22 protein-coding genes are annotated in these 23,713 nt (G+C 69.0%); 10 read left to right on the plus strand and 12 right to left on the minus strand.

Annotated features, from left to right (window positions below; genetic code table 11):
- Positions 1–671 precede the first annotated feature (671 nt).
- Positions 672–926, minus strand: coding sequence for an SCO4848 family membrane protein (locus KBX08_RS09740; RefSeq protein ID WP_210782579.1), 255 nt, complete (start codon positions 924–926; stop codon positions 672–674).
- A gap of 192 nt (positions 927–1,118) precedes the next feature.
- Between KBX08_RS09740 and KBX08_RS09745 the strand changes: the two genes are divergently transcribed.
- From KBX08_RS09745 to trpS, 3 genes are all read left to right on the plus strand, one after another.
- On the plus strand, positions 1,119–1,589 hold the full coding sequence (locus tag KBX08_RS09745) for a PRC-barrel domain-containing protein (protein ID WP_210782581.1): 471 nt from the start codon (positions 1,119–1,121) through the stop codon (positions 1,587–1,589).
- Positions 1,590–1,593: 4 nt separating this feature from the next.
- Positions 1,594–1,770, plus strand: coding sequence for a hypothetical protein (locus KBX08_RS09750; protein WP_210782583.1), 177 nt, complete (start codon positions 1,594–1,596; stop codon positions 1,768–1,770).
- Between the two features lie 89 nt (positions 1,771–1,859).
- Complete coding sequence (gene trpS, locus KBX08_RS09755) at positions 1,860–2,918, plus strand: tryptophan--tRNA ligase (RefSeq protein WP_210782585.1); 1,059 nt, start codon at positions 1,860–1,862, stop codon at positions 2,916–2,918.
- A gap of 57 nt (positions 2,919–2,975) precedes the next feature.
- On the opposite strand, the gene KBX08_RS09760 is transcribed toward trpS, so the two are convergent.
- Complete coding sequence (locus KBX08_RS09760; protein ID WP_210782587.1) at positions 2,976–3,698, minus strand: hypothetical protein; 723 nt, start codon at positions 3,696–3,698, stop codon at positions 2,976–2,978.
- Between the two features lie 72 nt (positions 3,699–3,770).
- Here KBX08_RS09760 and KBX08_RS09765 point away from each other — a divergent pair, with 72 nt between their 5' ends.
- Complete coding sequence (locus KBX08_RS09765; protein ID WP_210782589.1) at positions 3,771–4,421, plus strand: winged helix-turn-helix transcriptional regulator; 651 nt, start codon at positions 3,771–3,773, stop codon at positions 4,419–4,421.
- 12 nt (positions 4,422–4,433) lie between these two features.
- On the opposite strand, the gene KBX08_RS09770 is transcribed toward KBX08_RS09765, so the two are convergent.
- Positions 4,434–4,583 (minus strand): hypothetical protein, encoded by a 150-nt coding sequence (locus KBX08_RS09770; RefSeq protein WP_210782591.1) that lies wholly within the window; start codon positions 4,581–4,583, stop codon positions 4,434–4,436.
- Between KBX08_RS09770 and KBX08_RS09775 the strand changes: the two genes are divergently transcribed.
- Genes KBX08_RS09775 through KBX08_RS09785 form a run of 3 tightly spaced genes read left to right on the plus strand, consistent with a single transcriptional unit; the run spans position 4,582 to position 6,783 of the window.
- Complete coding sequence (locus KBX08_RS09775; RefSeq protein WP_238687996.1) at positions 4,582–4,917, plus strand: YciI family protein; 336 nt, start codon at positions 4,582–4,584, stop codon at positions 4,915–4,917. The two genes, KBX08_RS09770 and KBX08_RS09775, sit on opposite strands and share 2 nt — an antisense overlap.
- 2 nt (positions 4,918–4,919) lie before the next feature.
- Positions 4,920–6,176, plus strand: coding sequence for a sigma-70 family RNA polymerase sigma factor (locus tag KBX08_RS09780; protein ID WP_307850503.1), 1,257 nt, complete (start codon positions 4,920–4,922; stop codon positions 6,174–6,176).
- Between the two features lie 16 nt (positions 6,177–6,192).
- Positions 6,193–6,783: an HAD family phosphatase gene (locus tag KBX08_RS09785; protein ID WP_210782593.1), complete on the plus strand. Its 591-nt coding sequence runs from the start codon at positions 6,193–6,195 to the stop codon at positions 6,781–6,783.
- A 4-nt stretch (positions 6,784–6,787) separates the two neighbouring features.
- Here KBX08_RS09785 and KBX08_RS09790 read toward each other — a convergent pair whose 3' ends face one another.
- The 4 genes from KBX08_RS09790 to KBX08_RS09805 form a co-directional block, all read right to left on the minus strand.
- Positions 6,788–7,759: an NADP-dependent oxidoreductase gene (locus KBX08_RS09790; RefSeq protein WP_210782595.1), complete on the minus strand. Its 972-nt coding sequence runs from the start codon at positions 7,757–7,759 to the stop codon at positions 6,788–6,790.
- Between the two features lie 133 nt (positions 7,760–7,892).
- On the minus strand, positions 7,893–8,972 hold the full coding sequence (locus KBX08_RS09795; protein WP_210782597.1) for a WxL protein peptidoglycan domain-containing protein: 1,080 nt from the start codon (positions 8,970–8,972) through the stop codon (positions 7,893–7,895).
- Positions 8,973–9,061: 89 nt separating this feature from the next.
- On the minus strand, positions 9,062–11,035 hold the full coding sequence (locus tag KBX08_RS09800; protein ID WP_210782599.1) for a metallophosphoesterase family protein: 1,974 nt from the start codon (positions 11,033–11,035) through the stop codon (positions 9,062–9,064).
- Between the two features lie 143 nt (positions 11,036–11,178).
- Positions 11,179–12,396 carry a HupE/UreJ family protein gene (locus KBX08_RS09805; RefSeq protein WP_210782602.1) on the minus strand — a complete coding sequence of 406 codons (1,218 nt, stop codon included), beginning with the start codon at positions 12,394–12,396 and terminating at the stop codon, positions 11,179–11,181.
- A 181-nt stretch (positions 12,397–12,577) separates the two neighbouring features.
- Between KBX08_RS09805 and KBX08_RS09810 the strand changes: the two genes are divergently transcribed.
- Entirely contained in the window at positions 12,578–13,240 is a 663-nt protein-coding gene (locus tag KBX08_RS09810; protein ID WP_210782604.1) for a hypothetical protein, read from the plus strand.
- Positions 13,241–13,309: 69 nt separating this feature from the next.
- On the opposite strand, the gene KBX08_RS09815 is transcribed toward KBX08_RS09810, so the two are convergent.
- Positions 13,310–14,986, minus strand: coding sequence for a cellulose binding domain-containing protein (locus KBX08_RS09815; protein WP_307850497.1), 1,677 nt, complete (start codon positions 14,984–14,986; stop codon positions 13,310–13,312).
- Between the two features lie 376 nt (positions 14,987–15,362).
- Positions 15,363–16,085 carry an SDR family NAD(P)-dependent oxidoreductase gene (locus KBX08_RS09820; protein WP_307850498.1) on the minus strand — a complete coding sequence of 241 codons (723 nt, stop codon included), beginning with the start codon at positions 16,083–16,085 and terminating at the stop codon, positions 15,363–15,365.
- Between the two features lie 332 nt (positions 16,086–16,417).
- Between KBX08_RS09820 and KBX08_RS09825 the strand changes: the two genes are divergently transcribed.
- Both KBX08_RS09825 and KBX08_RS09830 read left to right on the plus strand, forming a co-directional pair.
- Positions 16,418–17,905 carry an MFS transporter gene (locus tag KBX08_RS09825; RefSeq protein WP_210782610.1) on the plus strand — a complete coding sequence of 496 codons (1,488 nt, stop codon included), beginning with the start codon at positions 16,418–16,420 and terminating at the stop codon, positions 17,903–17,905.
- Between the two features lie 227 nt (positions 17,906–18,132).
- Entirely contained in the window at positions 18,133–18,615 is a 483-nt protein-coding gene (locus KBX08_RS09830) for a trans-aconitate 2-methyltransferase (RefSeq protein ID WP_210782612.1), read from the plus strand.
- A gap of 94 nt (positions 18,616–18,709) precedes the next feature.
- On the opposite strand, the gene KBX08_RS09835 is transcribed toward KBX08_RS09830, so the two are convergent.
- The 3 genes from KBX08_RS09835 to KBX08_RS09845 all read right to left on the minus strand — a co-directional run bounded on the left by KBX08_RS09835 (position 18,710) and on the right by KBX08_RS09845 (position 23,666).
- Positions 18,710–20,242, minus strand: coding sequence for a non-reducing end alpha-L-arabinofuranosidase family hydrolase (locus KBX08_RS09835; RefSeq protein ID WP_210782614.1), 1,533 nt, complete (start codon positions 20,240–20,242; stop codon positions 18,710–18,712).
- A 418-nt stretch (positions 20,243–20,660) separates the two neighbouring features.
- Complete coding sequence (locus tag KBX08_RS09840) at positions 20,661–22,277, minus strand: serine/threonine-protein kinase (RefSeq protein ID WP_210782616.1); 1,617 nt, start codon at positions 22,275–22,277, stop codon at positions 20,661–20,663.
- Positions 22,278–22,553: 276 nt separating this feature from the next.
- Positions 22,554–23,666 (minus strand): ricin-type beta-trefoil lectin domain protein, encoded by a 1,113-nt coding sequence (locus KBX08_RS09845; protein WP_210782618.1) that lies wholly within the window; start codon positions 23,664–23,666, stop codon positions 22,554–22,556.
- Between the last annotated feature and the right edge of the window lie 47 nt (positions 23,667–23,713).

Consider the following 23,713-nt stretch of genomic DNA (forward strand, 5'->3'; position numbering starts at 1 on the left):
GCAAAAACTGACCAGTCCGGGGTATAAATCATAATTGGCACTGGCTTTACAAGCACCCTGTTGAGTTCTCAAAGAACAACCACACACCGACCAGAAGCCCCACCACAGTGGAACCCCAACCGGGGCTTTTCGTACCGCGTCCCCGCCGCTCTCGCGCCGGGCACTTTTACTACGTTACCTCACCGTCTTCGCCGTGTCAAACCGTGTGTCCCGGTCTGTCATGCTTCGTACGGGTCAGCGCCGGCGCACTCACGCAGCAGCGAACCGCTGCGTCAGGTCGTCGGATTCAGCAGACCGGCCGCTGCGGTTTCCCGCAGTCTCGCCCGGTTCCCTGCCGGTCGTGAACCTTACCCGGTCGGCTTCGCCGCACCAAATCCGCCTCGCGGCCGATCCGGCGAGCCCCGCCCGGACCGCGTCTCCCAGAAGTGAACCCCTGCTTGACCCGGTTGCCATCCCGTTTCGGTGCTCTAGGACCTTCGTCCCGTTTGCCCCGTTCCGCGCTGGCAGAGAGAAAGTTACGCGTCTGCGGGTTTGATCGTCAAATCCACGGGTAGCGGCGCGCGTCACATTCGCACGTCCGACCGGTTTTCCCAGGTCAGAGCCGTTCCGTCAGCAGCAGGCGCTCGGCGACCATCACGGCAGGCCGTCCTGGTCCTCAGGAGCGGCGGTGATCAGGACGGCTGCCGCCGCCGGGCGGCGAGCCAGGCCCGGACGCCGAGAACACCGGCGGTGGTGCCGATGGCCAGGGACGCGGCGATCAGCAAGGCGTGCACCCACAGGAAGCTGGTGGCCGGGCCGTCGGCCACCGTGCCGGACGCCCAGGACCGCGGGTCCTGCCAGATGGCGACCGCGAACCTCGGCCAGATCACCCAGGTCCAGACGCCGACTCCGACCAGGAAGAGGCTCCACCCTCGCGACAGCACCATGGCAGCCGAGTATGCCAGCGCGCCTGGTCACCGTGCCCGCGCCGGCGCGGAACCGGCGGCGGCGCGAACGCCGGGCGGACCGCCCCACACCTCGGCAGGAGCGCTGCCGCGTGGAGCCCAGGCTGTTTCCGGCGTCAGCGGGATGGGCACTGCGAAGGGGGACAGCTGAGGACCGTCCCCTGGAGGTGCCCCATGCAACCCTCGATATTCAACCCCTGGGCCTGGCGTGATCCGTCCGCCTTGGCCGGCGGGTATACCGAGACCACCCCCTCGGTCACCCCTCCGGAGGATCAGGAGGGTGGGCACGACGGCCCGGACGCCCCCGGCCCGGGTACGCCCGTCGACCTGGTGGGTTATCAGGTGCAGGCGAGCGACGGGCGTATCGGCACCATCGACGAGACGAGCGACGAGGCGGACGCCGGACACCTGGTGGTCGACACCGGGCCATGGATCTTCGGCCAGAAGGTGTTGCTACCGGCCGGGACGGTCGACCGGGTGGATCACCAGGAACGCGTCGTGCACGTCGACCGGACCCGCCAGCAGATCAAGGACGCGCCACCGTTCGATCCGGTTTCGGCCGACCAGGAGTACCGGGAACGCGTCGGCGCCTACTACGCCGACAGCTACCTTCCGCCTCCCGGCGGCATCCCGCGGGTAATCTGAAGCCGTGGTCCGGACGGGCAACTGCGCATCCGAGGCGGTCGACCTGTTCGACGGCCGCTTCGTCGGTGCCGTGCCCGAGATCCCGACCAGCTCCGGCGACGGCCGTGAGCAACTTCTGAACGTCCTCCGTGCCGGTGGTCTGCGGTTTCGCGCCGGCGCGCGATGGCGGGCGACTCGCTGAGTCGATCCCGCTGACCGAGCAGGGCTGAGCCAGCCCTGCTTCGGCGCGCGCCCATGCGTGACCCACCTTCGGATACGAGAGGCACCACCATGTCCGTCGCACGAATGCTCACCGGCGACCGGCCTACCGGCCGCCTGCACCTCGGCCACTACGTCGGCAGCATCGCCAACCGGGTACGGCTGCACCGGCGCTACGAGAGCTTCTTCATCATCGCCGACCTGCACATGCTCACCACCCGCAACCGCCGGGAGGACATCGACCGGGTCTCCGGCAACGCCCGCGAGATGGTGACCGACATCCTCGCCGCCGGCGTCGACCCGGACCGGGCCACGTTCTATCTCCAGTCGGCCATCCCCGAGGTCGGCGACCTCAACACCCTCCTGCAGAACCTGGTGACCGTCCCCCGGCTGGAACGGGTGCCCTCGCTCAAGGACATGGCCCGCGACGCCGGCAAGGAGGAGATGCCGTACGGGCTGTTGGGTTATCCGGTGCTCCAGGCCGCCGACATCCTCTGCGTGAAGGGGGAGGTGGTTCCGGTCGGCCGGGACAACGCCGCACACGTCGAGGTGACCAGGGAGATCGCCCGGCGGTTCAACCACCTGTACGGCCCCGTCTTCCCGGTGCCCGAGTTGATCCCGGCGGACACGCCGAGCCTGGTGGGGACCGACGGCACCGCCAAGATGAGCAAGAGCCGGGGCAACTCGATCGCGCTCTCCGACGACGCGGCGACTGTGCGTCGCAAGGTGCTCGGCATGTACACCGACCCGAACCGGGTGCGGGCCGACGTGCCGGGGACTGTGGAAGGCAACCCGGTGTTCGCGTACCACGAGGTTTTCAATCCGGACCGCGACGAGGTGACCGACCTGGCCCGGCGGTACCGGGCCGGGCGGGTGGGTGACGTGGAGGTCAAGGAACGGCTGATCGTCGCGCTGGAGGGGTTCCTGGCGCCGATCCGGCAGCGCCGGGCCGAGATCGAAGCCGACCGGGGCCTGGTCGACCGACTGATCGTCGAGGGTACGGAACGGACCCGCCAGGAGGTACGCCAGACGGTGCTCGAGGTACGCCGGGCGATGGGGCTGACCGGCGCGTACCAGCAGATGCGACGGCGGGCTGAGCGAAGCCGGCGCCGGACGGACGCCTCGACCTGAGGCCGGGGCGTCCGGTCGGCGGCAGGGCGCCGGGTCCGCTGCGACACCATCGGGGTCTCAGCGGATCCGGACGTCAGCCAGGTCCAGGGTGATCGGCGTCCAGGAGAGGTCCGGGGTGCGGTCCTCCTGGCGGATGTGGATCCGGCGTCGCGTCGGCACGACCAGCCCGTCGACCTCGGTCGCCCCGCTGACGTGGTGCGCGACCGGGGAGGAGCCGTTGACCACCGGCTGGTAGTCCATGCGCCGCAGCAGCCCGCCGTCGTCGAAGTAGTACAGCTGGGTGTCGCTGTGGGTGTGCACGCTCTCGGGGTACGTGACGCGCAGGACGCGCCAGGACTCGCCGTCCTCCTTCCACGGCTCGACCTCGTGCGCCTCCACGCCTGGCCAGGTGAACAGGAACGGCTCGACGAGGTAGTGCCAGGTGGCGTAGCCACGGAAGTAGGCCGCCTGGGCGAGCGTCCACTGGCTCTCCCCGGTGTAGCCGGCAAAGCTGGCCCGAGGGTTCGTCAACTCGTCGATCAGGCTGCCGTCCGCCGCGGTGACGGTGACCCGGTCGGTGTCGCTGTCGTACTCGGTGACCTGGCCGGTGCCCTCCTGGACGTGGCGGATCCGTTCCCGGTGCAGGTCGGCCTCGACAAGTTCGGTGCTGTCGAAGTCGGGGCGGCCCTTGAACGCCCAGAACGGGCCGCCGTAGGTGAGCCGGGTGGTGAGGGTCGACGCGGTGTTCCAGCGATCAAGGCCGCCGTGACGCTCGATCACCTTGGCGAGCAGTGCATCCATTACGCGCTCCTAAGTTAGGACTAGACAGTCCGACGTTAGCACTGTTCGGTGGACGCCCACTACGATGGCGGTGTGACTCAGCGGACTTACCAGGACGCCTGCGGGGCGGCGCGCACGATGGACATCGTCGGCGAGCGCTGGGCTCTGTTGATCGTCCGAGAGTTGGTGTTCGGCCCGAAGCGTTTCGGCGATCTGCGGGCCGGGCTGCCGAAGGCCAGCCAGAACGTGCTCAGCCAGCGACTGCGGGAGCTGGAGCAGTCCGGCATCGTCCGGCGGGTGCAGCTCGGGCCGCCGGCAAGCGTGCACGCGTACGAGCTGACCGAACGCGGCCAGCAACTGGAACCGACACTGATCGAGCTGTCGCGGTGGGGCGCCGGCCTGCCCGCGGAGCCGGACGTCGAGATGAGCACTGACGCGTTCATGCTGTTGCTCAAGGCTCTCTATCGACCACCGACCGACGCGCCGGTGACGGCTCGACTCCGGTTGCAGGTGGGCACCGACGCCTTCGAGGTGGGGGTGTCTCCGAGTGGGATCGACGTCGCCCGTGGCCGGTCGGGCCCTGTCGACGTCACTGTCACCGGCACTGTCAGAGCACTGCGGGACCTGATGTTCGGCGGCACGCCGCTGCGATCGGCGGTATCGGCGGGCGAAATCGACGTGCACGGCGACATCCGAGCGGCCGAGCGGTTCTTCCTGCTCTTCGGAGCGACGCCCGACGAGTAGACCGGATGAAGCTCACAGCAGCTTCGCGGCTTCGGTGTGGCCAAGGCCGAAAAAGATCTGCCCGCGCCGTGTCGATATCACCGGCCCGTGTTCGTCGTCATGCTGTACGGCGACCCGCCGCACCGAGAGGAGCCGAAACGTGAAGTACATGCTGCTGTTCATGAGCCCCATGGTTGACGGGGAGGTCGTCGACAACGGGTGCAGCTTCGAGGACTGGATCCGCTACGACCGGGAGATGAAGGACGCCGGGGTCTGGGTCTCCGGGCACCCCTTGCAGGACCTGACCACCTGCACCACGGTGCAGGTCGGCCCGGACGGCGAGCGCACGATCACCGACGGGCCGTTCGCCGAGACCCGAGAGCTGCTCGGCGGGTACGACGTCATCGACGTGCCGGACCTCGACGCCGCGCTGGACTGGGCGGCCCGCAGCCCCGGGGCCATCGGCACCGGATCGGTCCAGGTCCGTCCCATCTTCGAGATCGACATGCAGGGGTGACAGTGCCGGCTGAGGGGGCAGCCGTCGGGTCGTCGGTGGAGGCGGTGTTCCGGGAGGAACGCGGCCGACTGCTCGCCTCGCTCGTGCGCCGCTTCGGCGACCTCGACCTGGCCGAGGAGGTCACCTCCGAGGCCATCGAGGCGGCGCTGACGCACTGGCCGACCGACGGCGTCCCGAGCCGGCCGGGGGCCTGGCTGCTCACCACTGCTCGTCGTCGGGCCGTGGACCGGCTGCGTCGGGACCGGGTGCTGGCGACCCGGCTCGCCGTACTGCAGGCGGAGGCCGAGCGGGCCGATCACGCGCCGCCCGCCGACGCGGACCGCGACCTGCCCGACGACCGGTTGGCGCTCTTCTTCACCTGCGCGCACCCGGCGCTGGCCGCGCAGGATCGCGGCGCGCTCACCCTGCGGTTCCTGGCCGGCCTCACCACCACCGAGGTCGCGCGGGCCTTCCTGGTGCCGCCCGCCACCATGGCCCAACGACTCGTCCGCGCCAAGCGAAAGATCCGCGACGCACGCATCCCGTTCCGGGTGCCGGGGCCCGACGAGCTGCCCGGTCGGCTGCCCACGGTTCTCCAGGCCGTCTACTCGGTCTTCACCGAGGGGTACGCGGCCAGCTCCGGCCCGGATCTGCAACGGATCGACCTGGCCGAGGAAGCCATCCGGCTGGGCCGGATCCTGCGGCGGCTGCTGCCGGCCGAGCGGGAGGTCTCCGGGCTGCTCGGCCTGATGCTGCTGGTCCACGCCCGACGGGACGCGCGTACCGGGCCGGACGGCGCCATGATCCTTCTCGACGACCAGGACCGGGGACGCTGGGACCGTCAAATGATCGAGGAGGGGCGCGGCCTGGTGGTGGTCGCGCTGACCGGCCGAGCGCCCGGCCCGTACGGCGTGCAGGCCGCCATCGCCGCGCTGCACGACGAGGCCGCCGACGTGGCCAGCACCGACTGGCCGCAGGTGGTGGCCCTCTACGACGTGCTGCTCGGCCTGGTGCCCTCACCGATCGTGGCGCTCAACCGGGCCGCCGCGGTCGCCATGCGGGACGGGCCGGCGGCGGGGCTCGCGCTGCTCGACGAGTTGGCCGACGAGCCTCGGCTGCGCGGCCACCACCCCTATCCGGCGGCACGGGCCGACCTGCTGCGTCGGCTCGGCCGGTACGACGAGGCCGCCGCCGCGTACCGCAGCGCGTTGACGCTGGTCGGCACCGAACCGGAGCGCGCGTACCTGCTCAGTCAGCTGAGAGCCGTCACGACCGAGTGAGCTGTACCCTTCCCGGGTGAGTCTGCCTCTGCCTCCCGGGCCGTTCGCCGCGTACCTGTTCGACTGCGACGGCACCATCGTCGACTCGATGCCGCTGCATTACCTGGCCTGGCAGCGGGCCCTTGAGGAGTGGGGCTGCGAGTTCCCCGAGGACCTCTTCTACGCCTGGGGTGGGCGGCCCACCGCCGACATCATCGTCACGCTGAACGAGCAGCAGGGTCTGGCCATGCCGGTGGCGGCCGTCGTCGAACGCCGGGAGAGCTACTACCAGGAGTTGCTACCGCAACTCGCCGCCGTGCCCGACGTGCTGGCGCACATCCACGACGCGCACCGGCGGGTCCCGTTCGCCGTCGTCTCCGGCAGCACCCGCGCATCGGTCACCGCCTCCCTGGACGCGCTCGGTCTGCTGGACCGGTTCGACGTGCTGGTCTGCGCCGACGACTACACCCGGGCCAAGCCCGACCCGGAGGCGTTCCTGCTCGCGGCGGAGCAGCTCGGCGTACCCCCGGAGTCCTGCCTGGTCTTCGAGGACACCGACCTGGGCATCCAGGCAGCGACGGCGGCCGGCATGGCTTCGGTACGCGTGCCGCAACAGCGCACGCCCTGACGTCTCAGGCGACCGTCAGCAGGAGCTTGCCGGCGTAGGACGTCTGTAGGCGCTGGTGTGCGTCCCGCACCTTGCCCAGCGGGAACTTCTCCGCGACGTGCACCACGAACGGCCCCGCCTCGATGAGTTCGTTGAGGCGCTGCAACTGTCGAGGACTCGATTCGCCGTCGTACGCGCGGACCATGACGCCCGACCGCTCCTGCGGCTCCGGCCGCACCCCGTGGGCGAACGCGACGACCCCGCCGTCGGCCAGCGCCTCGGTCAGCCGGTCCAGCGTCGCGCCGCCGGCCATCGCCAGGATGGCGTTCACCCCGCCCGGCGCCGCGTCCCGGATCCGGGCCAGCACGTCGGTCATGTCGCCGTGGCCGTCGAGGGACACGTCGGCGCCGAGTCGGGTCACCAGCGCGACGCCGTCCGCCCCGGACGCCACGGCGATCACGTTCAGCTCCTGCCGCTTCGCCAACTGCACGGCCAGGTGGCCCTGACCGCCGCTCGCACCGAAGATCAGCAGCCAGGCGCCGGCCGACAGGCTGATCGCGTCGAGCCCGGCCAGCGCGGTCAGCGCGTCGGTGGGCATGGCACCGGCGTGTTCGGCAGGCACGCCGTCGGGCACCTTCGCCGCGTACTCCGCCTTGACCGACGCGTACTCGGCGTAGAAGCCGCCCTTCGGGCGAGCGGTGGCGGAGACGTAGACCAGGTCGCCCACCGCCAGGCCGGTCACCTTGCTGCCGGCCGCGATCACGGTTCCGGCGCCGTCGGAGCCGGGCACGATCGGGAGCGCCGAGCCCTCCGGCACCAGCACACCCTCGCGCTCGTACGCGTCCCACACCCCGACACCTGCGCTCAGGACCTTGATCAGCACCTCGTCGTCGGCGACCTGCGGGATCGGCAGCTTCCGCAGGGTGATCACCTCCGGCCCGCCGAACTCGTCGAAGGCCGCGGCCTGCATCCGCTCTGGCACATCCCCGTCAACCATGTGGCTTCCCTCTCCGTGCCGGCGTCACCGTCGCAGCATGCCGGCTCGGGAACAGGCGTGGCCCGGGGCCGAGCGTCGTTCACCCACAAGGACGAACGCCAGCGCTGGGTGGGCCTCGCCGGGCGTAGCCGGGTCAGGAGGTCTGCGGCTCCGGGCCACGAAGCGCCTGCTCGACGGCGTCGCGTACGCGGGCGTCCTCGCGCGCCTTGCTCTGCGCCCGGTTGCGGCGTCGGTACAGGTACGCCCCGACGAGCAGGGCGATCAGCACGACGAGCACCAGCACCAGCATCCAGGGCAGGGCCCAGCCGTGCGCGGTGACCTGGACCGGCTTGAGCGAGGTGGTGGAACCCGAGGCGTCGGTGAGCAGGGGTGTCACCGTCGCGGTCGCGGCCAGCAAGACGGCGGGAGCCACCCCGTGTACGGGCACCGTCACGTCCCAGCTCTCACCCGGAAGCAGCTCCGGCGGCGCGGCGACATCCTCGGCCCGCACCCGCAGCAGGCCGAACGGGCCCGAGACGGTCACCGCCTGCCTACCGGACAGGGCCGCGTTGCCGACGTTGTGGACCTTGTAGGTGATGGTGGCGTCACCCTTGCTGAACGGGTTGGTCGGCCCGGCGTACGTGACGTGGAGGTTCTCGATCGCGAGGTTCGGCTTCAGCTCGCCGCCCACCCGCAACTTGATCCGGATACCGAGGCGCCGGTCGACGTTGATCCCCTCAGCCTGGTCGGCCTGGGTCAGCGTGGTGAGGATGCCACCGACGTAGTCGCCGGGCGTGGCGTTCTCCGGAACGTTGACCTTGAAGGGGACCTGGGCGGTCTTTCCGGGCTGGATCACGACGCTGCCGGCGTTCGGCTTCACCCAGGCGCCGATCGCGATCGACTTCTTGTCCTTGGTGAGCAGGTCGAGCTGGCCGGCGTCGGTGGTGAAGCCGTCGGCCGCGTACACGGAGAGGGTCAGCGGCGCCGGGCCGCGGTTGGCCACGACCATGGCGTCCTCGACGGCACCGCCCGGGTTGACGTTGTAGCTGTAGCTGGACCGGGCCTCGCCGTAGCCGTTGGAGGCCGTCCGGACCGTCCAGGCGACGTTGCCGTCCGCCGCCAGGGCGGGACCGGCGCCGACACCGACGGCCGCGACGACGGCGAGCAGGGACAGTGCGGTCGTACGGAGGCGTGCGGTGGTCGTGGTCTTCCAGCGAGTTACGGACGGTTGCATCTCAAGTCCTTGTGGTGATCTTGGTAGTGGGTGAACCGGTGGCGGGGTAGGCCCCGAAGGTGCCTACCCCGCCGAGTGGAACAGTCCGGTCAGCTGCTCAGGGCAGTGATCGTGAGGGTGGTGCGGTAGCTGCCCTTCGCGATGCTGTCCGGGATCTTCAGATCCAGGTCAGCGCCGAGCTTGGCGCCACCACGCGGGTGACCCTGCGCGGCCGCGGCGAGCGCGCTGGAGACCGAGAGGCCCTTGCCCTGGTCGTCGAGCGACGACAGGACCGGGGCACCGGCCTCGGCGCCCGCGCCGGCGTCGAGCACGTACGGGTTCCAACCGAGGTAGGAGCCGGAGAACTTCTTGTCGGCGTCCTGGAAGTCGCCGACGTTGGCCGAGATCGACCACGGGGCGAGCGACCGGCGGCTGTCCGACACGAGGATCGGGTTGATCTTGCCGTTGGCCTGGAAGTAGGTGCCGTTGCGCTCCTGCGCGGTGCCCAGGTCGACCAGACCGTTGTAGCCGTCGATCGTCCAGCCGAACTCGCCCGGAGCCGGGTTCGGCACGTTGACCTGAATGGCCTGACCGTCACCGCTGTACGGGTGAATCGTGGTGTTGTCGACGATCGAGCCGACCGGCTGGCCGTCCGGGGTGTTGACGCAGGAGACGCCCTTCTCGACCGCCGCGTTCGGTGCCGCGCAGGTGCCGCTGCGAATGTTCTGCAGGACCAGCTTGTCCGCCTTGACCTGCACCTTGACGTAGCTGCGAACGTGCTCCTGGTTCTGCGCCGAGTTGAACCAGTAGTTGCTCGGGTTCAGCGGGTCCGGGCCGAGGCCCTCGACACCAGTGCCGGAGTTGTCGGGCTTCTTGATGTCGTAGTACTTCGAGCCGGAGGCCGAGTTCGCCGTCACGTAGATGACACCGCCCGGGCCGGGGAACACGTCGGCAGCACCCGGCTTCTCGGCCGGGTTCTCCTTCTGGCCGTTCTTGATGGAGTAGCTACGGGTGTAGACGTGGTCGTGACCCTGCAGCACCATGTCGATGCCGAGATCGGAGAACGCCGTCGTGAAGTCCTTCCGGCGGTTCTTGTTGTCCGCGTCGGTGGAGTGGCTCGCGGCCGAGTAGATCGCGTGGTGGTAGACGAGCACCTTCCACTTGGCCTCGGAGCCGTGCTTGTTGACGACGTCGGTGACGTACGAGACGTGCGCCGCGTCGCCACCGGGCGAGCCGTCGGCGGGGTTGACGTAGCTGTTGCTGTTGATGTCGATGAACAGCACGTCCTTGTAGATGTACCAGTAGTCGCCGCCGGAGCGGGTCGACTGGTCACCGTTGTAGTACTGGGCCGAACGGTCGGTGTTCGGGGTGAAGTGGTGCTGCTCCCAGGACTTGCCGCCGACGTCGTGGTTACCGATGGTCGCGGCCGTCGGGTACTGCCGAAGCTGCTCCGGGGAGAGGTACGCGTCCCACTGTGCCTCGTTGTTCGCGGACTCGACGTGGTCGCCGCCGGAGACCAGCAGCTCGGCGTTCGGGTTCGCCGCGGTGGCGACCTTCAGGGTTTCCGCCCAACCGGCCTGGTCCTTCGCGACGTCGCCGGAGGCGCCGATCTGGGGGTCGCCGAAGAACAGGAAGTCGTAGTCGCCCTCGAAGTCCTGCGTCTTGAAGGCGTACGCCGGGGACCAGCTGCCCTCGGCGCCGACCCGGTACGAGTACGCCGTGTTCTCACGCAGGTTGCTGATCGTGGCGTGCCGGTTGAAGCCGGTGGTGGAGGTGTTCGCCGCGCCGACGGCGTCGAAGCTGACCGCGCCGGCCGGGAACTCGCCGTTGACGATCTCGGCGGTCGGGGCGAGCTGGATCTTCTGCGCGGTGTCGGCGGAGGAGTACCAGCTCACGATGCGCTGGGTCTCGTTGGCGCCGACGCCGAGGACCACACCGGTGATCGTGGTGGACTCGGCCGCGCTCGCGGTGGCCGTCAGGCCACTGCCGAGGGCCGCGCCCAGGCCGAGGAACCCGGCTGCGACCCCGGCGACCAGGCGCCGCCGCACGAGCGCGGAGGCCCGTGTCGAGGTGCTCAATGTCATCGACATTGTTCCCTTTTCAAATAGAGAAATGGATTGTGCCTTCACCCGACGCTGGGGAAGCAATTCCACGCTTTCGCCGCCCGATGAACCGGCCATGAACGTGATCTTGCGAAAGACTGCACTCACGAACTACTTAGCTCTACTCATGATCCGGAAATGCGCTGCACAAACCAGATCAACCCCATAATGGACACGCCTGCGGAAACAGCTCCGGTCGCCCAGAGGCCGGCTTTCGGCGCACGACGGCGCAGCACGAACAGCAGCGGGAAGACGACAGCGATAATCGTCAACTGAACGACCTCGATGCCGACGTTGAACACCAGCAGCGACCACAGCAGGGTCCACGACCACGCCTCGTCGATACCCAGCGCGCCCGCGAAGCCGAGGCCGTGCACGAGGCCGAAGCAGAACACCACACTGAGGCGGATCCAGCCGGCCCGATCCAGGCTGAAATGGCCGCGCCCGGCCGTCTCCAGGTCGGCCGCGTGCTCACCACGCCGCCAGATCCCCCACAGGTGCCAACCGGCGACGACGGCGATCGAGAGCGCGATGATCGGCTCCACGATCACCCCCGGCACCTCGACCAGGCCGAGCGCGGCGAGCATGAACGTCACCGAGTGCGCCAGGGTGAAGCTGGTGGCCGCGAGCACGATCTCCCGAAGCCGCCGAGACCCGGCGATGAGCGCCAGCAGGAACAGGATGTGGTCGACCCCGGTCAGCAGATGCTCGGCGCCCAGGAGGAAGAACTCGCCGAACCGCTCGTACCAGGCCTGCGCGGTCGAGAAGGACGGGTTGGCGGCGTCGAGCGCCGCACTGCCCGAACGGCCGTCGATCTCGTAGGTGACTATCGTCTTCGTGCCCTTGACGTAGCCCTCACCATCAGGGAAGAGGCCGCTGCGCACCACGTGCTCGTCGGCCCGCTCCGGGCAGGTCCAGTCGAGCAGCAGGTCCGCGTACGGCACACCCTCGCGCTCGCCGACCGTCGCGTCACCCACCTGGGTCGGCCGGCAGGCCGCACCCCGGGAACTCACCGAGAACCGGTCGGAGACGTACCCGAGAACCGCCGACGCGTGACCCTTCAGTGCGGCGGCCTGGGCGGCGGTGTCGCCCGCCTCGAACGCGGCGGTCCCCGCCTGGAAGAGCGGGTCGTCGTCGCCGGCATCCGCGGCGGAAACGACGAGGAGGTCGTATTCGAGCTCCACCCCGGTCCGAATGTGACCCTCATCTCCCGCTGCAATTTTCGCGTACACGGTCGACGAGAAGCCGTGCGCGGACGCCGGTTCGGCGCCCAGAAACGGAACCACCGCTGCGGCGAACCCGACAGCGGCGACGATAACGGTGCGGCGGATGCGGCCTGACATTCGACTCCCTCGGTTGGCCAGTGCACGTTGCATGCCGTTGGTGAACACCAACCCGCGCACCGACGAACCGCCGGGGAACAACTTCCCCGAACGGCCGCCCACCGATTACCGGTGACCGGAATTGAGATAGGAATACGAAGAAGTACGCGCACTTTCCGCCACCACCCGGAGGACGATCACCTTGCGCCCCCCGCTTCGGGCCGTTGCCATGCTGGCCGTGACCGCCGCGCTGGTCACCGCCTGCAACTCCAGCGACGACTGGTCCGAGCCACGTCCGGCGCCCAGCGCCATCGGCACTCTCGGCCCGGGGTTCGTCGACCCCTCCACGAAGCCCGCGCCGGAGGCGACCATCACCCCGCGGCCCGGTTCGTGGGCCGACGTCCACCCGCCGAAGGACTACCGGGTCGTCCTGCTGACCAGCGGTACGGACAACCCGACCAAGGCCCTCGTGACGGCGGTGAAGGAGTGGGCCGACGACGAGCACGTCGACCTGAGGACCATCGTCGTCGGCAGTGCGCACGACACCGTTCCCAGCATCGCCAAGGCGATGGAGATGGGCCCGGACCTCATCGTCAGCGCGGGCAACGACCTCATCGACGGCCTCGCGCTGGTCACCCCGAACCACCTGGACGAGAAGTTCCTCGTGGTCGGCGCGGAACTCGCCGAGCCCACCTACAACGTCACAGCTGTCGACTGGGACGGCGCGTCGTTCCGTGGCGAGGGGCTCGGCATGTCCTCGACGTACGACCCGAACTCGTTCACCGCGGACCGGTGCGCGGCGGCCATCCGGGCGGGCGTGGCCGCGGTCCTCAACGACCTGACCGGGCTCGTGGTCTGGCTCTGACGCTCGGCTCCGCCGCGCAGCCGCGCGACCCGGTGCGGAGGCTGTGTGCCTCCGCACCGGGCCTGCGGGTCACCCGGTGGAACAGGTGGGAGTCATCCCCGCACCGGTGCCGCTGCCCTGGTAACCGAACTCGGTCGACTGCCCGGCTGCGATGGCGCCGTTGTAGGCGACATTGGTGAACTGGACGGTCCCGGTGCTGCCGCTCCGATTGGCGCTCCAGATGCTGGTGATGCTGGCACCCGACGGCAGAGTCATGGTTACCGTCCAACCGTTTACCGGCGCGGTGCCGGCGCTCACCCGCACCGTGGCGACGAAACCGCCCGTCCACTGGTTGACCGACACCGTCGCCGCACAGCCACCGGTCGGGGGCGGCGTGGTCGGGGGCGGCGTGGTCGGCGGCGGCGTGGTCGGCGGCGGCGTGGTCGGCGGCGGCGTGGTCGGCGGCGGCGTGGTCGGCGGCGGCGTGGTCGGGCCGTCAGCCAGGACCGGCGTCGGCCAGTCCCGCCAGTCGGCCAACCGGCCGAGCGCCCTGCTGGAAATCCGGATCACGCCCGGCTCGTTGCCCGTCTTCAGCAAAAACTTGCGGATGTTGTTCTGCAGAGGGGTACGCCACTCGGGGCGGTTGGCGCAGTGGCTGCCGTCCTGCACGTCGGACCAGTAGGTGATGTTGTCGCCGGCGCCGAGCGCCTGGTAGACCTCGGCGCCGCCCAGGGCCGCGACGCTCGCCGACCGGGGGCCGAGGTTGGCGATGTGTGGGTTGTCCATGATGAACAAGCCGCGCGGTGCCACCATCGCGACCATCTCGTGGGTGTCCACCGGGAGCCGGTTCGGGCTGCCGGTGAAGGAGCCGAACGCGTCACCCAGCCAGGGTTGCTCCCCGTACGCGCTGCTCAGGCTCTGCGCGCCCTCACCCGGGATCCCCCGGAAGATGGGGACGCCCGCGCTGCCCGACTCGATCGGCATGGTCAGGGCGATGCGCTGGTCGAACACGCCGATCGCGAAGGCGCCCTTGCCGTAACGGGAGCAACCGGTGACGCCCATCGCGTCGGCCTTGAGGATCCTGCCGTCGGACTGCTCGATGACGTCGATGATCCGGCTGACGCCCCACCCCCAGGCGGCGAGCAGTCCGGTGCTGCTCGATGAGCCGTAGATGCTGTAGAACGCGCCCTGCTTGTTGGTCCGGGGAGTGCCCTCGCGGCCGACTGCCAGCGGGTCGTAACTGATCACGGCAGCGCCGGCGGCTTTGATGGTGGCCGTGTCGGCGCCGAACCCGCCGACGACCACGACGGCGGGAAAGGGACCGGTGCCGCTCGGCAGCTCGACCCGCGCCGAGAAGGTGGAGCTCCTGCCGTTGTGTGCCACGTTGACGGTGACGGTGCTGTTGGACACCGTCCCCGTGACCGTCGCGGGCTTGGCGGGCTTCTCGCCAAAGACGAACTTCTCGGCAAGTTCCTTGATCTCCGCCCGCCGGCAGCGCCAGTCGGACCTGGCGGTGATGGTCGTTCCGTTCAGCTTCTTGAAGGGATCGGGAAGCTTGGCGTTGGTGGGCAGCGAGCCCAGGTCCGGCAGACCGGACACGGCGCAGTCGACGCCCTCGTCCTCCACTGCCGCAGCCAGCGTGCCCATGGCGGCTTGCGCATTCGTCGTTCGTGTCACTACCGATACCGATCCGGCGACAGTGAGCGCCGCCAGCGCCAGCACGACGACCAGGAACCGGGTCCTGGAACGGCCCGAGGGGATGGTCACTAGAGGTCTCCTTCCGAGGTGGTGGTTACAGGAAGGGACGAAGCGAGATCGATGATCACGATTGCCAGCCACGTCAAGCCTGGGCCGACTCATTGCAGAGTGTCAATGTTTTTCCGAAAGTTTCGACCCCATCTTGTCGAAACCTTTCGACGCCAACGCCCGGACCGACGGCCGGCATCAGGTCCGCGCCGAGCACCGACGGCACGATCGTGGCCCGCTGTCGACGCGACGGTAAGGAGATCGGCAACTCGGACAGCCCGTGGGCCGAGTTCGCGGTCACGCAGACGATCCAGCGGGCCTACCGGATCGTCTGGCGCGTTGCCCGGTCCGGGGTGGCTGCCGCTGGAGCCGCCGCCCCGGACCGGACCTCAGTGCCTCAGGCGGTCAGGGCGCCGTCGATGGCGATGGACGCGCCGCTGATGAAGGTGGCCTCGTCGCTGAGCAGGAACGCGGTGAGCGCGGCGACCTCGTCGGAGGTTCCGGCTCGTCCGGTCGGCTGCGCCGACAGGTAGCGCTCCGCGATCTCCGGGGCCTGGCTGACCACGCCCTGCCAGAGCGGGGTGTCGATCAGGCCGGTGACCAGGGCGTTGACCCGTACACCGGAGCGCGCCACGTCCAGGGCCGCCGAGCGCGTCAGACCGATGACCCCGTGCTTCGCCGCGTTGTAGGCGGCCTGGGTCCCGTCGCCCTTCACGCCGGAGACCGAGGCGTTGTTGACGATCGCGCCACCGCCGGAGGCGATGATCGCCGGCAGCTCGTACTTGAGGCCGTAGAAGACGCTCGTCAGGTTGAGGGCGAGCGACCGGTGCCAGTTGTCGCTGTCGGTCTCGCGCACGCTGGCCATCGGGCCACCGCCGGCGTTGTTGAACGCGCCGTCCAGCCGCCCGTACTCAGTCACCGCGGCGTCCACGAGCCGCGCCATGTCCTCCTCGACCGTCACGTCGGTCGGCAAGAACAGGGCACTGCCGCCCGCGTTCCTGATCTGCGCGACGACTTCCTCGCCCCGGTCCTTGTCTCGGGCGCCGATGACGACGCGGGCTCCTTCCGTGGCCGCCCGCTGGGCGAACGCCAGGCCCATGCCCTGCGTGCCGCCGGTCACGACCAGCACCTTTGCTTCCAACCGTCCAGACATCTCGTCTCACATCCACTTCGACTGGTGAGCCGCCACGGGGCCCGCAGGGCTCTTCGTGAGACGGAACGCTAGCTTTTTCTGGAACGTTCGACAAAGTAACGACACTCACAGTCGACCCCTCCACAGGCGCGACTTCCTCTTGATTGCTCGACACAATCCGGCAAAGGAGCTGATTTGGCCGTCCGAAACACCTCGGACGCCGCTGTAACCGCAGGCACATTCTTTGGTGGTCGTTCCATAAAGTAGTTAGCGTTGGGCGAGTCGCTCGAATCCGCCTAAACCACTCTTAAGGAACAGTCATGCCCACAGGTCGCACCGCCCCCGAGTCCCAGCGGTGGAAGGCCCTGTTGTTCATCTCCATCGCTCAACTGATGGTGGTGCTCGACGGGGCGGTCATGAACATCGCGCTCCCCTCGGCGCAACAGGCGCTGCACTTCACCGACGGGAGCAGGCAGTGGGTGGTGACCGCGTACGGTCTGGCCTTCGGCGGTCTGCTGCTTGTCGGTGGCCGGATCGGTGACATGGTCGGGCGCAAGCGCACCTTCCTGATCGCGCTGGCCGGCTTCGCGATCGCCTCGGCCATCGGCGGCCTGGCCGTCAACGCCGCGATGCTGCTGCTCGCCCGGGCACTCCAGGGTGTGTTCGCGGCCCTGCTCGCGCCGGCCGCGCTCTCGTTGCTCTCCCTGTCCTTCACCCAGCCGAGGGAACGCGCGAAGGCGTTCGGTGTGTTCAGCGCGGTCTCGATCGCCGGCGGCGCTGTGGGGCTGATCGTGGGAGGGCTGCTCACCCAGTACCTGAACTGGCGCTTCGCGATGTTCGTCCTCGTGCCGATCGCGGTCATCGGGATCCTGGGCGCCAGTCGCACAGTCCACGACGACGGCGAGCGGCACCGCGCGCGACTCGACCTGCCCGGCGTACTGCTGGCCAGCTCCGGACTCGTCGGCCTCGTCTACGGGTTCGGTGTCGCCGAGAGCCGCGGATGGTCGGCGGGGGTGACCATCGGGTCGTTCACCGCAGGGGTGCTGCTGCTGGCGACCTTCGTCGTGGTGCAGGCGCGGGTCACGTCCCCGCTGTTGCCACTGCGCGTCCTGACCGAACGCAACCGGGCCGCCGCGTACCTCTCGGTGGGCCTTGCGATCGTCAGCATGTTCGGGATGTTCCTCCTGCTCAGTTACTACTTCCAGCAGGTGAAGGGATGGTCGCCGGTGCTGGCCGGATTGGCTTTCATGCCGATGGCAGTGCCGCAGGCCATCGGTGCCACGCAGATCGGCGCCCGACTCGCGCACCGGATCGCACCCCGGCCGATCATGGTCGGCGGGTACCTCGTCACAGCGGTCGGTCTGGTGCTGCTGGCTTCGCTCGACGCGGGCAGCGGCTTCCTGGAGATCGCGTTCGCCGAAGCGGTGATCGGGCTCGGCATCGGGACCGCGTTCATGCCCGCGATGAGCATCTCCACCCACGGCGTCGAACCCAAGGACGCCGGTGTCGCCTCCGCGATGATCAGCTCGTCGCAGCAGGTCGGCGGGTCGATCGGCACCGCGCTGCTCAACACCATCGCGACCAGCTCGGCCGCCACCTACCTGGTCTCGCACGGTGGCTCGGCGGCGCAGGCCCAGGAGCGGAACGAGGCGCTGATGCACGGCTACTCGGTCGCGTACTGGGTTGCCGTCGGATTTGTGGTCGCGGCGGCACTGGTCTCGGTGGCCATGGTGAACGCCGGCGCCCCGAAGCACGTCCCGGCCCCGACGGACACCCTCGGAGACGTCACTCCGGTGCCCGTGCACTGATCGCTGTCGCGCCTGTCGATCCGGCGCGGTGACCGAGGACACGGTGCACCGATTCCGCCGAGGGGGTGGAATCAGAGGTGTGAGCAGAGAAGGCACCGGCGAGTGACGTCGTGAGGTCCACTCTTTCGACCCGCGATCCGGGTTCGTCCAGCGCTGGCACGACGCCCGCGGCGATCGAACCGATTCCGGCGACGCCCGCCCAGCGGCAGCGCTGGGCGGTGCAGGCGATGGCTGTCGCGCCTGACGACCAGGTGCTGGAGATCGGCTGCGGTCGGGGAGCTGCCGTCTCCCTGGTCGCCGGCCAACTCACCACCGGTCGGATCGTCGCCATCGACCGCGCCGCGACGATGGTGCGGCTCGCGACCGAACGGAACCTGAGCCACATCGACGCCGGCAGAGCCGAGATTCGGCGAGCAGGGTTCGAGTCGGCCGACCTTCCGACCGGTCACTTCACCAAGATCTTCGCGGTGAACGTCAGCCTCTTCTGGTTGGGCGACGCGGCGCAGCAGATCGCTCGGATACGCAGCCTGCTGGCGCCGGGAGGACGGCTCTACGTCTTCGGCGAGCGACCCACCGAAGCGCACGCCACCGCGAACCTCACAGCGACCGAAACACTGCTCGAGACCCACGGTTTCGCCACGACCACATCAAGCGCCACCCGTGGTCAGGGCCGGGTGCTGACCTGTGTCACCGGCACGCCGATCCGGTGAGCATGGGCCGGTCGCAGCGTTGACATGAGCCGGGCGGGCTCGGCATGACGCCGAGCCCGCCCGTTCCGGGTCAGTCGAGCTTGATCAAACAGGGTCAGCGCTGCAGGGTCAGCAGACCCGGCCGGTACGGCAGCAGGCCGTAGTCGACGCCGTCGGAGCTGGGGGAACGCCCCTGGTAGAGCAGTTGCAGGTTGCAGGCGTCGACGGTCATCGTCTGGTCGGCGTTGGTGCGCAGCAGCTCACCGTGGCTGATGTCGTTGGTCCAGGTCGCGCCGCTGTTGACCTTGCCCGCGAACGGGTTGCTCTGGGACGCGGCCTGCGGGGTCCACGAACCGTTCAGGCTGGTCGCCGTGAACGAACGGAAGTAGCGGCCCGTCGAGCCGATCGCCTCGACGATCATGAGGTACTTGTTCAGACCCTGCAGCTTGTAGACCTGAACGGCCTCGAACAGGTTGTTCGTGGTGTCGCTCATGATGGTCGTGTAGCTGCTGCCGAAGTTGCCCGGGAAGTTCCCGATCGGCATGCTGGCCCGGTAGATCTTGCCGTTGTCTCCGGCGAAGAACAGGTACATGTTCGTACCGTCACCGATGAGAGCCTGATCGATCGGACCGGTACCGGAGCCGGTGATGCTTCCGGTGAACAGCGTCTGCGGCGACGACCATCCGTTCGGGTTGGTCGGGTCGGACGAGGTCCGGTAGGAGAACGCCGGTCCACCCCACTGGTAGGCGAGCACCCAGATGTTCTTCGGCGCGAAGTAGAACAGCGACGGCGCGACAGTGCCGGAGTTCATCGCGTTCTGGCTGGCCGAGCCCATCTGCGAGTAGTTCGAGAAGAGGCTGAAGTTCATCGAGCCCCAACTGCTACCGAAGTCGTGCGTGGTGGCGTAGACCAGTTGCTGGCCGTTGTACGGGGCGACGGTGAAGTCCTTCAGCGACACCCAACCCGACCTCGGGTTCGCCAACACTCCGCTGGAGGACCACCGGTACGTCGAGGGAAGGTCGCACGTGCCGCCCGGCGGCGGAGTCGTCGTCGGCGGCGGCGTGGTTCCGTCGACGCGGACGAACTGCCACTGCTGGTTGGCGCCGTTCCAGTCGTCGTACTGCACGATGTTTCCGCCGTCGGCGGTCGAGGCGCCCTGCACCTCCATCACCTTGTTGCTGTTCCGGTTGATCAACCGGACGTAGCCGCTGTCCGAGTCGGCGAGCCGGAACTGCTGGTTGGTGCCGTTGAGGTCACTCCACTGCACGATGCTGCCACCGTTGGCGGTCGAGCGGCCCGAGACGTCCAGCACCTTGCCGGACAGCCGCGACTTCACCCGGTAGTAGCCACCACCGGAGTCGACGAACTGCCACTGCTGCTGGTTGCCGTTGTTGCGGGCCCACTGGGTGATCCGGGCACCGTCATTAGTGGCCAGGTTGTAGACGTCCAGGGCCTTGCCGCTGTTGCGGTTGACCAACACGTACCACGCGTTCGTGTCGACCGACGCCGCAGCGGCGGGAGACGACACCACCGCTACGGCGGCGCCACCGACCATCAGCGCCGCCGCGCTGGCGGCGAGAAGGCGGGGCAACCACCAACGCCGCCGCGGCGGCGTTGCGATCGATGGAGACCTATCGAGGGCAGACATGATCCTCCTCCAGTGACCAAGAGCCGAACGGCCTGCCCGAGGGTGGGCGTACCGCGACGCGTGGCCGAGCGCGCAGGCGTCAGAGAGTTAGCGTTAACAAGACGCCGGCGAGCAGTAGCGCACGCCTGATTCGAGATCGACGAAGCAGGGCTTGCCCGGAAAGCCAAGGTGTCGTCGTCCTTAGGCATCGACTGTGAGCGATAACATGCCGTTCGTCAAGACGTAATGCGCTGGGAACATCTGCCGCTGCCGGGCTGCGGATCTTGGGGCAGGACGTCTTGCGCCGCGTTCCCGCAGGCATCGCCCCAGATCCCCCGCGCGGACCACCGCCGAGCCCTTGAGGAGGCCCCGCGAGCGCGTTAACATCGACGACTGCCCATTGCCGACGGCTTGCTGATGGCGCCGGTGAACTCCCGACTCAGACCGCGCCTCGGTCGACCAGGCTGAACGTGGTGATCAGCGGAGCGTCACCGAGAAACTCGACGAAGATCTCCTTCTTGGTCGGGCTCCACTGCACCGGGCCGTACTCCTCGTTGATGATGGAGTAGGAGGTGCGCCCCTTGTCGTCCGTGCCCTCACGGAAGATCGTGAACAGGGTTGCCTTGGTGGGCCGACAGTCTGCTCCCACCAGCGACTTGTACCCCTCGGAATCGAGCTTGACCCCGAGGCACGGTCGGTGGGCGATCTCCGGGTTCACCGACTTGATCATGTAGTCGACACCGACCGGTTCGAGCACGAAGAGCGCATCCTTGCCGGTTCCATTGCCGACCTCGACCTCGCCGTGGGACGGCAGCGACAGGTCACGGTCGATCTCCACCACGTGCAGCAGGAATCGCCGCTGACCGGCCAGCATGGCCTGGGTCGGGTCCGCGGTGGCCGACGGTGAGGCGGACGGCTTGCCCGACGCGGGCGTGGACGTCGTGGCCGCCGGCCCGCTCGTCGTCGGGCTACCGCTCGGCGTCGAGCCGGCCCGGTCCGGTTCGGACATCCCATCCAACAGTTGCGGGCCGAACAGGAAAGCGGGCACCAGCACGGCGATCACCGCAGCAGTCGCCCCCAGCGCGGTGAGCCAGCCACGCCGGCGTGAACCCCCGCGACCGGCCGTGGCCAGACCCGACGGCGTCGACAGCGCGCCCCGACCATCACCACCGGCGGCGGGCGACACACTCGGCGGCGTCGCGCCCGGAAGTTGAGCCGGCCCGCCGGCACCCACCGGAGACGCTGCGGTCAACAACCCGTCGAGCAACTCCCGGGCGGTGGGCCGGGCAGCGGGGTCCTTCTCCAACGCGCGGGAGACCAATTCCCGCAACGGCCCACCGAGCCCGGTCAGGTCCGGCGGCTGAGTGAGGATCCGCATCGCGGTGGCGGTAGGCGAGTCGCCCCCGAACGGGCTGCGGCCGGTCGCGGCGTAGGCGACCAGGGCGCCCCAGGCGAAGATGTCAGCGGCCGGGCCCGCCGGACGGCCGGAAGCCGTGTCGAACCGCTCCGGAGCCATGTACGAGACGGTCCCGACCATCTGGTTGGTCCGGGTGTGCTGGCTCGTCGCCTCGAACGCTCGGGCGATGCCGAAGTCGATGACCTTGATCCCACCCGGTGCGACCAGGACGTTCGCCGGCTTCAGGTCGCGATGGATCACCCCAGCCCCGTGGATGGCGGTGAGCGCGGTGGCCACCCCGACCGCGATGCTGTGCAGCCGCGCCGCCCCCAGTGGGCCCTGTGTTCGGACCACCTCGGCCAGACTGGGGCCCTCGACGTACTCCACCACCAGGTAGGGCGGGTCATGGTCCGGGTCGGCGTCCAGGACCTCGGCGGTGCAGAACGGTGGAACCTGGCGGGCGCGGTTCACCTCACTACGGAACCGGCCCCGGAACTCCTCGTCGTGCGAGAGGTCCGCACGGACGACCTTGACCGCCACCAGCCGTCCCTGCGGCGAACGGGCCAGGAAGACACTGCCCATGCCCCCGTCGCCGAGCCGGTCGAGCACCTCGTAGCCACCGAGGCGTGCCGGGTCACCGGGACGCAACCCGTCGCTCACGCCAGATGCCCGCAGACTCCGACCACCGCGCGAACCGTTCCGCCCATCACCCGTTCCCCTCAGGTCACTCCGACGCCGGCCGCAGCCTATCGTCCGCCCACCGAATCCCGTCGATGCCGTCCACCAGCCGGCCACGACCGGGAACTATCGCCTCGTCGCGGCTGAAGCCGCCCCTGTCCGTCTGGCCGGGCAGGGGCGGCTTCCGACGTTGCTGGGAGTGCCGGTGCCGGCATGGGTGTCCACCTGCGATCCGACCATCCGGCGCGACCGTACGAGCTATCGGCGGCTCCACTGCTGGTTGGTCTGGCCGGTGCAGGTCCAGAGGACGAGCTTCGTGCCGTTGCCCGTACCCACGTTGTACGGGTCCAGGCAGAGGCCGGACTGCACCCCGGTGATGGTGCCGTTGGCGTTGACGTTCCACTGCTGGTTCGTTCCGCCGTGGCAGTCGTAGATGGTGACCAGGGTGCCCGGCGAGGTGCCATAGCCGGCGGCGTCGAGGCACTTGTTGCCGTACACGGTCAACGTCTTGTTGCTCGTGTAGGTCCACTGCTGGTTGGTGCGGCCGTGACAGTCCCACACCTGCACCTGGGTGCCGTTGGTGGTGGAGGAGCCGGGGACGTCGACGCAGCGACCGGACAGGGCACCCACGATCGCGGTGGTCTGCCCGGTGCCGCTGCCCGGGTTGCCGATGCTGCCGGGCACCGACTGCAGCGCGCTGTACCAGCGGGCAGCCATCTTGTCGTACCCGCCGGACGTGGGGTGGACGCCGTCGATCAGGTCGGCGGTGGTGAGTGCGCTGTGCATGTCGACCAGGCGTACGCGCTTGCCGGCGTTCACCTTGCTCTGCACGATGCCGGGGATCGCCGCGTTGAACGTGCGTGCGGCCGCCTCCTGGTTGCTGTTGGAGAGCGGGATGATCTGCGCGACGAACACTTCCGCTGTGGGAGCCGTGGTGGTGATCCGGTCGATCAGGGTGGAGAGCCGGTTCGGCGCGGTGCTCACGTTGTAGTTCTGCAGGATGTCGTTGGTGCCGATGTGCAGCAGAACGGTCTGCGGCCGCTGGGTGTTCAGCCAACCGACGATGTTCGCGTCGATCTGGTCGATGCGCCACCCGGGATGTCCCTGGTGGTCGTGGTCACCCAGGCTGGCAGGCCCGTTGAACTGCGACCCGACGAAGTCCACCGTGTATCGACCGTTGACGAGCCGCTGCCAGAGCCCGATACGGTACCCGCCCGGCACCTGGGTGCCCTCGGTGATGGAGTCACCGAGAGGCATCACCCGCACCCCGCCGTTGGATTCCGCGTTTGCCGGGCCGGTCGAGATCAGCACCCCGGCGAGGACAACACCGAGTGCGGCAGTCGCCGCGAGCCATCTTGCCCTCGTTCGCATAGGTTTCTCCCCTGCAGTGGTAGTGCTGACCGAGGAGTCAGGCCGTC

The organism is Micromonospora sp. H61 (assembly GCF_018070325.1).
GTDB classification, from domain to species: Bacteria; Actinomycetota; Actinomycetes; order Mycobacteriales; family Micromonosporaceae; genus Micromonospora; species Micromonospora salmantinae.